Annotated in this window: 8 protein-coding genes; 7 read left to right on the forward strand and 1 reads right to left on the reverse strand. The window is 39.6% G+C overall.

Translation table 11 applies throughout. From position 1 onward, the window contains the following. Window positions 1-13: 13 nt before the first annotated feature. The 5 genes from ACN0TV_RS14570 (at window position 14) to ACN0TV_RS14590 (ending at window position 9,008) form a co-directional block, all read left to right on the forward strand. Window positions 14-1,651, forward strand: coding sequence for a RagB/SusD family nutrient uptake outer membrane protein (locus ACN0TV_RS14570; protein WP_417363699.1), 1,638 nt, complete (start codon window positions 14-16; stop codon window positions 1,649-1,651). Between the two features lie 165 nt (window positions 1,652-1,816). Continuing rightward, a complete protein-coding gene (locus ACN0TV_RS14575) occupies window positions 1,817-4,102 on the forward strand; it encodes a GH92 family glycosyl hydrolase (protein ID WP_417363701.1) in 2,286 nt (761 codons plus the stop codon). 26 nt (window positions 4,103-4,128) lie between these two features. Continuing rightward, complete coding sequence (locus ACN0TV_RS14580; protein WP_417363702.1) at window positions 4,129-6,510, forward strand: GH92 family glycosyl hydrolase; 2,382 nt, start codon at window positions 4,129-4,131, stop codon at window positions 6,508-6,510. Between the two features lie 33 nt (window positions 6,511-6,543). Next, window positions 6,544-8,283: a GMC family oxidoreductase gene (locus tag ACN0TV_RS14585; RefSeq protein ID WP_417363704.1), complete on the forward strand. Its 1,740-nt coding sequence runs from the start codon at window positions 6,544-6,546 to the stop codon at window positions 8,281-8,283. 11 nt (window positions 8,284-8,294) lie between these two features. Then, a complete protein-coding gene (locus ACN0TV_RS14590) occupies window positions 8,295-9,008 on the forward strand; it encodes a gluconate 2-dehydrogenase subunit 3 family protein (protein ID WP_417363706.1) in 714 nt (237 codons plus the stop codon). 104 nt (window positions 9,009-9,112) lie between these two features. Here the strand turns inward: ACN0TV_RS14590 and ACN0TV_RS14595 are convergent, their stop codons facing one another. Next, on the reverse strand, window positions 9,113-9,571 hold the full coding sequence (locus tag ACN0TV_RS14595; protein WP_417363708.1) for a lipocalin family protein: 459 nt from the start codon (window positions 9,569-9,571) through the stop codon (window positions 9,113-9,115). Window positions 9,572-9,775: 204 nt separating this feature from the next. Between ACN0TV_RS14595 and ACN0TV_RS14600 the strand changes: the two genes are divergently transcribed. After that, window positions 9,776-10,954 (forward strand): acyl-CoA dehydrogenase family protein, encoded by a 1,179-nt coding sequence (locus ACN0TV_RS14600; RefSeq protein WP_417363710.1) that lies wholly within the window; start codon window positions 9,776-9,778, stop codon window positions 10,952-10,954. 169 nt (window positions 10,955-11,123) lie between these two features. Then, a complete protein-coding gene (locus tag ACN0TV_RS14605; RefSeq protein WP_417363712.1) occupies window positions 11,124-13,937 on the forward strand; it encodes a 2-oxoglutarate dehydrogenase E1 component in 2,814 nt (937 codons plus the stop codon). Window positions 13,938-13,986 lie beyond the last annotated feature (49 nt).

Raw genomic sequence — 13,986 nt, forward strand, 5'->3', positions numbered from 1 at the left:
ACAAAATTTTAAAATGATGAAAAAACATTTATATAACATATATACCTTGTTGATTGCAAGCCTGTTAGTTTTTACAGGCGCCTGTACAGACTTGGATGAAAACGTTTACAGTGAAATACAGAAAGAAAAGTTTTTCAATGATAAAACTGAGGTGCTGCAAGCAGCACTACGACCCTTTACCCATTTGCAAGCTTGGTTAGCACCTACCGGTTCAAGTGGATATTACTATCACAGTGAATTATCTTCTGATCAAGTGGCCTGGCCTCAAAAGGGGCGTCACGGATACGATGGTGGAGATCACTTTAGACAACACTACCATACCTGGACCAGTAATGAAGGCCGAATGAGAGGCACTTGGGAATTAATGTGGACTGGAGTTGGTTACGTTAATGGTGCTATTGAGGACATTTCTGCTCTTAAAAATCCAGAAGAAATTGGAATGAGCCAAGAAGAAGTTAATTCTATTTTAGCTGAATTGTACGTACTCAGAGCCTTTCATTATATAAAGCTTATGGATTTGTGGGGTAACATCCCTATTGTTACTGTCAATGCAAAAAGTACGCCCTTAAATCCAGAGACCGCTCCTAGATCAGAGGTATTTGCATTTATTCAATCCGAACTCGAAACCTATGTTCCGCAACTTCCAAAGTATTCAGGAGATTTAGTAGGACGTACAACGCAAACCGCCGGTTATGCAATGCTGGCCGAACTCTATCTAAATGCCGAACAGTGGAACGGTACTGCGATGTGGGATGAGTGTATTGCGGCCTGTGATATGATCATCGATGGTCAGGCCGGAGGATTAGGCGGTGCTCCGCAATTAGCAGACAATGTGCTTGAGACTTTTGGAAACACGAATCAAATGGCTTCTGAGAATTTGTATCAAATTGCTTATAGTCGTAAAGGCGGATTCACCTTTAACTGGTCAGGATTTTATTTCGGATATGGTAATATGTCAGAGGCCTTGAATGTTGGTTACTCCGGTTGGAATGCCTTTGTGGTTGTACCCACGGCTTTTGATGCTTATGCTGAAAATGACCTCAGGAAAGAAGAGTGGTTTTTATTTGGACCTCAATACATTTATGGAACTCAAGAACCTGTTTTGGGTACAGAGGAATATAATGGTGAGCCGCTTGTTTATGTAAATAGCATTCGTAGAGAGAGCGAAGGAGACCTCTCTTCAGTGGGTAGTATGGCAGAAGGTGAAGAAAATAGTGGAGCACGATTTGATAAATATAAATCTGGTACACTTGATGACGAAAATTATTGGGAGAACCAATATGTTATTTACCGCCTAACTGAAATATACTTCAATAAGGCTGAGGCTATTATGCGTAAAAATGGTGGAGTTGCAACTCAACAAGCGGTTGATTTAATCAACGCAACTAGAGAACGTGCTTTTGCTGACACAGATTGGGCAAGTGCGATGTACACGACAGCTACATTGACTATGGATGAACTTTTAGCTGAACGCGGCAGAGAATTTATTTTTGAAGGAAAACGTAGAACGGATCTAATTCGTTTTGGTGAATTTACCACAGGTTCGTGGTGGGATAAGGAGCCGGATGGTGATCCTAACAAAAACTTATATCCAATACCATCCAACCAAATTGCTAATAACCCGAATTTAAAACAGAATCCAGGTTATTAGATTGTTCTTTTTTTAGAAGTTAGTTTGATGATTCTCTCACTTGGTGTAGTATCAGGTGGGAGAATCTTTTTAATTTAACTTTTTTTTGTATTGAATTCCTTAAATTTATCCCATTCGTATTAAATTTGGGAATTACCTAAAACCTTTTAGTAAAATTTAATTTACATGAAAACGATTACGTTTACATTCTTATTTTTGACTTGCTGTATCCTGAGTGCGCAACATAAAATTATTGAAACCATTGACAATCCTGTTGATTATGTGGATCCTTTGATTGGAACAGATTCTAAACCTAGTTTGTCTAATGGGAATGTCTATCCCGCCATTGCTATGCCATGGGGGATGAATTTCTGGACCCCTCAAACAGGAACTATGGGTCATGGTTGGGCCTACCAATACGATGCAGATAAATTGAGAGGGTTTAAACAAACCCATCAACCTTCTCCTTGGATGAATGACTATGGTCAATTTGCTATAATGCCAACCACAGGAAAATTAGTTTTTAATGAAGACGATAGGGCGAGTTGGTTTTCTCATAAATCTGAAATAGTAAAACCGTATTATTATAGTGTGTATCTCGCAGATCACAATATAACCACAGAGTTTACACCAACCGAGCGAGCAGCTTTCTTTCGCTTTACTTTTCCAAAGTCTGATAGTTCTCATGTAGTGATTGATGCCTTGGATAACGGTTCTTATATAAAAATCATTCCACAGCAGCGTAAGATCATTGGCTACACCACTAAAAATAGTGGCGGTGTTCCTGAAAATTTTAAAAACTATTTCGTTCTAGTATTCGATAAGGACTTTGATCAGGTAAATACTTTTAATGGTGATCAATTACTAAACACCACTGAGGCCGATGCTGATCACGTGGGTGCTGTGATTGGATTTAAAACCCAAAAGGGAGAAGTGGTTCAAGCAAAAGTAGCCTCTTCTTTTATTAGCTTTGAACAAGCTGAGCGCAATTTAAAAGAAATAGGCAGCAAAGATTTTGAAACCGTTAAATCTGATGGACGTGCGATTTGGAATAAGGAATTAAGCAGAATCATGGTCGGCGGTGGAACCATAGACCAGTTTAAAACATTCTACTCTGCACTCTACCGTAGTTTATTATTCCCCAGAAAGTTTTATGAGTATGATCAAAATGGTGAGGTTGTTCACTACAGCCCATATAATGGCGAAGTATTGCCTGGATATATGTTTACGGATACTGGATTCTGGGATACATTTAGGTCACTCTTCCCATTTTTAAATCTGATGTACCCAGAGCTAAATGTGAAAATGCAGAAAGGCTTGGTGAATGCTTATAAAGAAAGTGGTTGGTTACCGGAGTGGGCAAGCCCTGGTCTTCGAAATATAATGGTAGGGAATAATTCTGCTTCCGTTGTTGCGGATGCCTATTTAAAAAACCCAGACGCCAAGTACGATATTGAAACCCTTTATGAGGCTGTTATTCACGGCGCTAATAACGAAAGCCCAATGACCGCTGTTGGTCGTGCCGGAGCGGAGTACTATAAAGAGCTTGGTTATGTTCCTTATGACGTTGGTATTAATGAAAATGCTGCGCGTACCTTGGAATATGCCTATGATGATTTTGCTATTTACCAATTGGCAAAGGCACTTGATAGACCAAAAAAAGAAATTAAGCTTTACAAAAAGCGGAGTTTAAATTATAAAAATCTATTTGATTCACAAACCAATCTCATGCGCGGTAAGAACCAAAATGGGGAATTTATGGCGCCTTTCAATCCTTTCAAATGGGGAGATGCTTTTACAGAAGGGAACAGCTGGCATTATACCTGGTCGGTTTTCCACGATATCGCGGGTCTTATGGATCTCATGGGTGGAAGAGAAGCTTTTGTAGCTCAGTTGGATAAGGTTTTTGAATTACCTCCTGTATTTGATGATAGTTATTACGGAGGGGTTATTCATGAAATACGCGAAATGCAAATTGCAAATATGGGTCAGTACGCTCATGGAAATCAGCCTATTCAGCATATGATTTATTTGTACAATTACGCATCTGAGCCCTGGAAGGCACAATACTGGATTCGTGAGACCATGGATCGGATGTATTTGCCTACTCCGGATGGATATTGCGGGGATGAAGACAACGGTCAAACTTCCGCTTGGTATGTGTTTTCAGCTATGGGCTTCTATCCTGTTTGTCCGGCTACGGATGAGTATGTTATAGGAACACCATTGTTTCAAAAAATGACTTTAAGTCTTCAAAATGGAAAAACAGTTACCATTGAAGCTCCTGAGAATAATCATGAAAATAAATACATACAGAAGGCCTATTTGAACGGGAAATCCTATTCTAAAAACTACATCAGTCATAAAGAGCTGATGCAAGGGGCTGAAATTAAATTTGACATGGGAAGTTCTCCAAATAAATCTAGGGGGATAAAAAAAGAAGATGTACCTTTTTCCCTATCAACTGATTAGCAATATTAAAACAGCAATTTTAATTGATGGATTTTTCGTTATCAATACATAATAATTTATTTTTAAGCATAGGTTTAGTGACCGTTTATAGCTTGCTTTCTTCATGTGAAAATCAAAATAAAGCGCCAATAGAACCTAGCCAGGTTATCCCTATTTTGGAACAACGAGATTTGGTACAGTTTGTAGATCCAATGATTGGTACTGCTAAAATGGGTCATACCTATCCTGGTGCAACAGCGCCATTTGGGAGCATTCAATTAAGTCCTGATACCGATACAATACCCTATGCAGTTGAAGGAAACTACAATCCTGATGTCTATAAATATTGCGCAGGTTATCAGTATGATGATTCTACCATTGTAGGGTTCTCTCATACGCACTTTAGTGGGACGGGGCATTCAGATTTAGGGGATTTTTTAATCATGCCAACAGTAGGTAAGCTACAATTAAATCCGGGAACAGAGGCAGATCCTGATAGTGGATATCGCTCTACATTTTCGCATAACAATGAGCATGCAGAGGCTGGGTATTACAGCGTATTACTAGAGGATTATAATATTAAAGCTGAGTTGACCGCTACCACGAGAGTTGGAATGCATCAATATACTTTTCCCAAGAGTGATCAAGCTCATGTCATTTTGGACCTGACCTCCGGTATATATAATTACGAAGGAAAAAATGTATGGACCTTTTTACGCGTTGAAAACGACACCTTAGTTACAGGTTATCGTCAGACGAACGGTTGGGCGAGAACGCGAAAAGTATATTTTGCCATGACCTTTAATAAACCCATCGAAAGTTTCGGAAGGAATGAACTTTCTAAACAAGTCTATAGAGGGTTTTGGAGGAAGTTCGACCAAACTAAAAACTTCCCTGAACTCGCCGGTGAAGATCTAAAGGTGTTTTTTGATTTCAAAACAACTGACGCAGAAAAGCTTAAAATAAAATTCGCCATATCACCGGTTAGCACTCGAGGAGCGATTAAGAACATCCAGGCAGAAATCCCCCACTGGGATTTTGAAAAAGTGAAATCTGAAACTCAGCAACAGTGGAATACAGAACTGAATAAGGTACAAATTGAACCTATAAACAAGGATGAAATGATCAATTTCTATACAGCGATGTACCATGCCTTCTTGGGCCCTACAGTTTATATGGATGTTGATGGAAAATACCGCGGCTTGGATATGGATGTTCACCAGGCAAAGGATTTTGTAAACTATACCAGTTTTTCTCTCTGGGATACCTATAGAGCATTGCATCCGCTGTTTAACATTCTCCAACCGAAGCGCAATGCAGATATGATCACCTCGATGTTGGAACATCAGAAGCAGAGTGTCCATGGAATGCTCCCCATTTGGTCACATTATGCCAATGAAAATTGGTGTATGATAGGGTACCATAGTGTTTCTGTGATTGCCGATGCTATTGTAAAAGGAAATACAGGTTTTGATGTTGATGCTGCTATTGCGGCAAGCGTTGAAACTGCCAGTGTCCCCTATTATGATGGTTTGGACTATTACATGAATAAGGGATATGTACCGGAGGATAAAAATGGAGCTTCAGTATCCAAAACTTTAGAATATGCCTATGACGACTGGGCAATTGCTCAGGCTGCAAAAGCCGTTGGTGATACTGCTGTTTATGATGCGTTTATCCAAAGGTCTGAAAATTATAAAAATGTGTTTGATACAACTACGGGGTTTATGCGCCCTAAACTTTCTGATGGTAGTTTTAAAAAAGAATTTGATCCCATGGATACCCATGGACAAGGATTTATAGAAGGAAACTCATGGAATTATAGCTTATATGTCCCTCATCAACCAGATACTTTGATCACAATGATGGGCGGAAAAGAAGCTTTTGTCAACCGATTAGATTCCCTATTTACCATGGAACTTCCAGATCGCTATTTTGCCAATACGGAGGATATCTCTAGAGAGGGGATAATAGGGAATTATGTACATGGAAATGAACCTTCACATCATGTGGTTTACTTATATAATTGGACGGATTCTCCTTGGAAATCCCAAGACAAAATCCGAATGATATTAAAAGCCATGTACAAGCCTGCCGAAGATGGGCTTGGAGGAAATGATGATTTTGGACAAATGAGTGCTTGGTATATTTTCAGCTCTCTAGGGTTCTATCCGGTTGCACCAGGTTCGCCTGTGTATGCACTGGGCAGCCCCGCAATCCAAGATGCCAAGATACAACTGGAAAACGGAAAGGTTTTTGAGGTTGTAGTTGAGAATCAATCTGAAGAAAATGTGTTTGTAGATAAAGTAACTCTTAATGGTAAACCCCTACATACACCATTTATAAAACACAGTGATATTAAACAAGGTGGTCGTTTACATTTTTATATGACGAGCCGACCCAATAAAGGATGGTATAAAAACCATTGAAGAAATGTAATTATTAATTAAACTCAAGTTTAAATGTCTTTTCAAATTAAAGAAGCAGCCAAAGTGTACGATGTCCTTATCGTAGGTTCAGGTGCCGGAGGTGGGATGGCGACTAAGGTGCTTTCCGAAGCGGGTTTTAAGATTGCCCTATTAGAAGCTGGACCTAATTTTGATCCTGCTAATTCAGATCAACAAACCCAGTTTAAATGGCCCTATGAATCTCCTCGTAGAGGTGCAGGGACAACGCGACCATTTGGAGATTTTGATATGGCTTACGGAGGTTGGGAAATCGACGGAGAACCCTACACTCATAAGAACGGTACAAAGTTCGATTGGTTTCGTTCTAGAATGTTAGGAGGAAGAACAAATCACTGGGGCAGAATATCCTTGAGATTCGGTCCATTGGATTACAAACGTAAAGACTTTGATGGCAAAGGAGATAACTGGCCCATTGGATATAATGATGTGAAGCCTTATTATGATAAGGTGGATAAGTTAGTTGGTGTATTCGGAACTAAAGAGAATATCCCAAATGAACCAGATGGATATTTTCTTCCACCGCCAAAACCGCGATTGCACGAATTATTTTTGCAAAAGGCAGGAAATCAAATGGGGCTGCCCGTGATTCCTTCACGACTGTCCATATTGACCAAAAGAGTAGACAACCGACGTGGTGCATGTTTTTATTGCAGCCAATGTTCTCGTTCCTGTAGTATATACGGTGATTTCTCTTCTTCATCTGTTTTGGTGAAGCCTGCTCTGGAATATGATAATGTCGATTTATATGTCAATGCCATGGTGCGTGAGGTACTTACTGATGATTCGGGTAAGGCAACAGGGGTCTCGTATATCAATAAAGAAGACATGCAGGAATATACCGTAAAAGCCAAAGTCGTTATTCTAGCGGCTAGTGCTTGTGGTTCTGCACGAATATTGTTAAACTCTAAATCAGATCGTTTTCCCGATGGACTAGCGAATTCTAGTGGAGTGGTTGGTCGTTACCTTCATGATTCAACAGGGGCTTCTCGTTCTGCGATTATTCCTGAGCTTATGGATCGTAAACGCTATAATGAAGATGGTGTTGGCGGAATGCATATGTATGTCCCATGGTGGCTTAATGATAAGAAGAATCTTGGGTTTTCAAGAGGATACCACATCGAATTTTGGGGAGGTATGGGTATGCCTGCTTATGGTGCCGGTATGGGTATACAACACCTTAATGGTCGTTTCCAAGGTAAAGGAGAAAATAAAAAGGCAGGAGGATACGGTGTTGGTCTCAAGGAAGATGTTTATAAATATTACGGAGCCATGGTCGGTATGGCGGGCCGTGGTGAAAGTATTCCGCAATATGATAACTACTGTGAGATTGACAGTAATGTTGTTGATAAATACGGTATTCCAGTACTGCGATTTAATTACAATTGGACGGATGATGAGGTTAAACAAGCCGGACATATGCAGGATACCTTCGAAGAGCTATTCCACAATATGGGAGCTGTCGCTTTAGGTGATAAACCTGGTGCTGAAAGTGATTATGGTTTGGAGGCTCCCGGAAGAATTATACATGAGGTAGGAACGACTCGAATGGGTAGTGATCCTAAAACTTCAGTGCTCAATCAGTATAATCAAGCTCATGATGTTCCTAACTTATTTGTGATGGACGGCGGTGCTTTTGTGTCTCAAGCAGATAAAAACCCAACGTGGACTATTTTGGCCCTAGCTTGGAGAGCGTCAGAGTATTTGACTCAAGAAATGAAAAAAATGAATATCTAAATCAATCAGTCATGGATAGAAGAAAAAGTTTAAAAGCCATGTTCGCAGGAACAGTGACCTCAGGTTTTATGTTTTCTGCCTGTCTTACAGATACGGAAGAGAAAACACCTGAGAGCTTACCGGCGGCCCCCAAAGTAGATGATAATTACGACACTACCCGAACCGTAGGAGAGTTAAAAAGGGAAGAAGAACTACGGTCAAAGGAGTACTTTAACCAACACGAGTTAGATACTCTCACGGTGCTTGCGGATATCATTATTCCCGCAGAAGGAGAATACCATGCGGCAAGTGAGGTTGGTGTGATTGATTTTATCGCCTATATCGTTCTGGATATGCCACATCATCAGCTGCCGCTTCGCGGGGGGATTATGTGGATTGACCATCAAAGTAATAAACGGTTTAACAAGTTGTTCAAGAACGCTACTGCTGAAGAACAAATCCAAATTGTAGATGATATCGCCTATCCGGAGGAGGTAAAACCGGCGCATATTCAAGGAGAACGCTTCTTCTCACGTTTACGTGATTTAGTTTCAACGGGCTATTTTACCAGTAAAGAAGGGATTGCATATTTAGGATATGTTGGAAATCAACCAAATGTTTGGGATGGTGTACCTGATGAGGTTCTGGCCCAATACAATTTGAAATACGACCAACGCACCTTAGAGGTGAGTATTAAACCGGAAGAACGTAACGAAATCGCAAATTGGGATAATTATAAGGTCTAAAGATTTTGGTTTTTATTGATTTATCGGGCTGCCTCCTTTTTTTGTAGACATGAAAATAGGGGGTGGCTTTTTTTTTAATCAATTTAATATAAAGGCAGTAAGTTCTATATTTTTAAAAAGACACGTTTGCTTACATGGCGAAATACATCATCAAGGTCTTTCTGTGAGAAATCATTGACCGTAATGAGTTCGTTTTTGGAAATAGAATAGTTTAGAGTAACCGTATTGCTTCCATCAGAAAAGGATCCGTAAACAAGTATAATCTGGTCCTCTTTTAAGGTATAGGTGCCTGTTTTTGATGACTTTTCAATTGTATTTTGACCGATATTTTTATATTTCTCGACTTGAATAAATCGATTATTCTTCTTGAATATCATTTCAAAATAGGAATCGCGACCGTACATGAGAATATCTTCATTACTCAATTTGCCATTCTCGTACAGTTTTTCCTCATATGAGATAGCTTCCCAGCTTCCTATGACTTGACTAACATCATCATAGTTTCCTATTTCGATATTTAATGACGATGCGATCTTTGTTAAGAAGGCGGTGAATTTACTCATTGCTTTTTGATGTCTATATGGGATAAGTGCAATCTTACTAAAAATAAATAGACTAAAAAATTAAAATTTAATCCAATTTAAAATTAAGTGTTAAATTTAATATTCGTTCTGATAATTTTAATATATATAAAATATAACATTTTGTTTTTGAAATGTTATATTTTTATATTTACCATCAATAGTAAGCAAATCAAATTTATCGCCATGAGACCAGACCTTTTTGAAGCCCCAGATTATTATAATATGGATGATCTTTTATCCGAAGATCATAAATTAATACGCCAGGCAACACGCGCTTGGGTGAAAAAAGAGGTTTCGCCTATTATAGAGGAGTATGCGCAAAAGGCGGAGTTCCCAAAACCACTACTCCAAGGATTAGCTGAATTAGGAGCCTTTGGCCCATACATTCCATTAGAATACGGTGGAGCTGGATTGGATCAAATTAGTTATGGCTTAATTATGCAAGAAATTGAACGCGGTGATAGTGGAATTCGGTCCACCGCCTCTGTTCAATCTTCCCTTGTAATGTATCCCATCTGGAAATATGGATCCGAGGATCAGCGTAAAAAATATTTACCTAAACTAGCCAGTGGAGAACTCATCGGCTGTTTTGGTCTCACCGAGCCTAACCACGGTTCGAACCCTGGCGGCATGGAAACTAAGTTTATTGATGCTGGGGATCATTATGTGCTCAAGGGTGCAAAATTATGGATTTCTAATGCTCCTTTTGCGGACCTAGCCGTAGTGTGGGCAAAGGACGAAAATGGAAGAATTCACGGTTTACTTGTAGAGCGGTCAATGAAAGGATTCTCTACTCCTGAGACTCATAATAAATGGTCCTTAAGAGCTTCAGCAACTGGTGAGTTGATTTTTGACAACGTGAAAGTGCCTAAGGAGAACATACTTCCAGGGAAGAGCGGGTTGGGCGCACCATTGGGGTGTTTGGATTCAGCACGCTATGGTATTGCCTGGGGCGCTATTGGAGCAGCAATGGATTGTTACGATACTGCACTCAGGTATGCCAAGGAACGTATTCAATTTGGAAAGCCCATTGCAGCAACCCAACTTCAACAAAAGAAATTAGCAGAGATGATAACCGAAATAACTAAGGCGCAGCTTTTGACTCTTCGCCTAGGACAATTGAAAAATGAAGAACGTGCAAGTTCCGCTCAGATCTCAATGGCAAAACGGAATAATGTAAATATGGCGCTGGAAATTGCTCGGCAAGCGAGACAAATTCTTGGTGCTATGGGGATTACTGGCGATTATAGTATAATGCGTCATATGATGAATTTGGAAAGTGTCATCACTTATGAGGGCACACACGATATTCATTTATTGATCACTGGTGCTGATATAACTGGAGAGCAAGCTTTTAAATAACCTATTGCATTAACAATTTTAACAATTTGAGCACGATTTAAACTCGAGATGTTAAATAAATTAACCCTTTCTAAATTTTACATATAATTCTATCGATTCCGTTCACCTAGTTTTGTAAATATTGTACTTTTGTATAAATATTGTCTAAAAAAGACATTGAACAAATATCATGGATAAGTATTCCTTTTTAAATGCGGCAAATACCGCTTTTTTTGCGGATTTGTATGATCAATATTTAATCAACCCAGATAGTGTAGAGCCCAGTTGGAGGGCTTTTTTTCAAGGATTTGATTTTGGAATGGAAAGTGTAGATTCAGAAGAATTTGAATCCATAAATAGAAGTGAATTAATCACCGTCGGTATTCCCGGCTCTGATAAGAAGGTTGAGGTTCCACAAGATGTATACAAGGAATTCCAAGTCGTTCGACTCATTGACGGTTACAGAAGCAGAGGGCATTTGTTTACCGAAACGAATCCTGTTAGAGATCGTCGAAAATACTTCCCAACCCTAGCTTTAGAAACCTTTGGTCTGGACAAATCAGACCTAGATGTGGTCTTCAACGCTGGAGAGATTCTTGGAATAGGCCCCTCGAGCCTTAAAAAAATAATAGAACATTTAGAAGCCATTTACTGTGATGCCATCGGCATTGAGTATATGTATATTCGTAATCCGGAGCGAGTGCAATGGATACAGCAATGGTTAAATGTCAATGATAATCACCCTGCTTACAATACTGACGAAAAGAAAAACATACTTCGAAAGTTAAACGAAGCTGTTTCTTTTGAGACTTTTCTTCACACAAAATACGTGGGTCAGAAACGATTCTCCTTGGAAGGGAATGAATCGCTGATTCCCGCTTTAGACAAATTGGTAGAAAAAGCCTCAGATATGGGCGTTGAACAATTTGTTATGGGTATGGCACACCGTGGGAGGTTAAATGTGTTGACCAATATCTTCGGTAAGGCAGCTAAGGACATCTTTAGCGAATTCGAGGGTAAAGATTACGAACAACAAGTTTTTGACGGAGACGTGAAATATCACTTGGGTTGGACTAGTGATCGAAAAACAGATAACGGCAAGAAAATAAATATGAATATTGCACCAAACCCTTCACACTTGGAGACTGTAGGTGCAGTGGTAGAAGGTATAACCCGAGCGAAACAGGACAGACACTTTAGAGATGATTACTCTAAGGTCTTGCCAATTATCGTTCACGGTGATGCTGCGATTGCCGGTCAGGGAATCTCCTATGAGGTTGTGCAAATGGCACAGCTTGACGGTTATAAAACCGGAGGTACCATCCATATCGTCGTCAACAACCAAATTGGTTTTACAACCAACTATTTGGATGGTCGTTCCTCGACCTATTGTACAGATGTTGCAAAGGTGACACTCTCACCAGTACTTCATGTTAATGCAGATGATGCCGAAGCTGTAGTGCATGCGGCTACGTTTGCATTGGATTATCGCATGCGATTTCAAAGGGATGTCTTTATCGATTTATTGGGCTATAGAAAGTATGGGCACAATGAAGGTGATGAGCCTAGATTTACCCAACCTAAATTGTATAAGGCTATTTCTAAGCACAAAAACCCAAGAGAGATCTATGCACAAAAATTGATCGAACAAGGAGTTATTGATCCGGAATTTGTCAAAAAAATAGAGGCTGACTACAAGAAGGTATTAGAAGAAGAGCTCGAAGATTCTAGAAAGGAACAAACTACTGTAATTACACCCTTTATGAGGGACGAATGGAAAGGGTTTGTGCCTGCTCAAGAAGATAAAATGTTGTCTCAAATAGACACCACATATTCAAAAGAAAAACTTCAAAAATTAGCAGAGAAGATTACAACCCTACCAGAGGATAAAAAATTCTTGCGTAAAATTGAAAGACTGATTGGGGAGCGTAACAAAATGTTCTTTGAGAATGATAAGTTGGACTGGGCAATGGGTGAGCTATTAGCCTATGCTTCGCTATTGGAAGAAGGTTTTGCAGTTCGATTCTCAGGGCAGGATGTAGAAAGAGGAACCTTTTCTCATCGACATGCTGTGATCAAGGTCGAAGACTCAGAGGAAGAAATTGTGCTTTTAAATGAATTAAAAGATCAACAGAACGCCCATTTTGATATCTATAATTCCTTGCTATCAGAATACGGAGTTGTTGGTTTTGATTACGGTTACGCTATGGCATCGCCCAATACCTTGACGATTTGGGAAGCACAGTTCGGAGATTTCAGTAATGGCGCACAAATCATGATTGATCAGTATATATCGTCAGCTGAAGATAAATGGAAATTACAAAACGGATTGGTGATGCTCTTACCACATGGTTATGAAGGACAGGGAGCGGAACACTCCTCTGCGCGTATGGAGCGGTACCTGCAATTATGTGCTAAGGACAATATGTTTGTCGCAGATTGTACAACACCTGCAAACCTATTCCATTTATTGCGTAGACAAATGAAAGTTGATTATAGAAAACCACTAATCGTATTTACCCCTAAAAGTTTGTTGAGGCATCCAAAAGCAGTTTCTTCAGTAGATGAATTTGTAAATGGAAGTTTTCAAACGGTAATTGATGATGTTGACGCTCAAGCTAAGAAAATCAAATCTGTAGTACTGTGTACCGGGAAGTTCTATTACGATCTTTTAGAGGCTAAGATTGAGCGAAAGCGTTCAGATGTGGCTTTGGTTAGGTTGGAACAACTATTCCCGCTACCGGTGGAGAAAATAAAAGAGGTCCTTGCGAAATATACCAACGCTGAAGAAGTAGTATGGGCACAAGAAGAACCTAGAAACATGGGGGCTTGGAGTCACTTGTTGCTACATTTTGAAGAGGCTAGAAATTTTAGAGTTGCATCTAGAAGATTTTATGCCGCTCCTGCAGCAGGAAGTACGACAAGATCTAAACGTAGACATGCGCAAGTCATTGATTACGTCTTTGATAAAACCTTGGACAATATGGTACGCAAACCAAAATAAGATTATATTTACATAGTAAAACTGGTATAAAAGACTAAAAAATAAAACT

The organism is Galbibacter sp. (assembly GCF_048266365.1).
Taxonomy (GTDB): domain Bacteria; phylum Bacteroidota; class Bacteroidia; order Flavobacteriales; family Flavobacteriaceae; genus Galbibacter.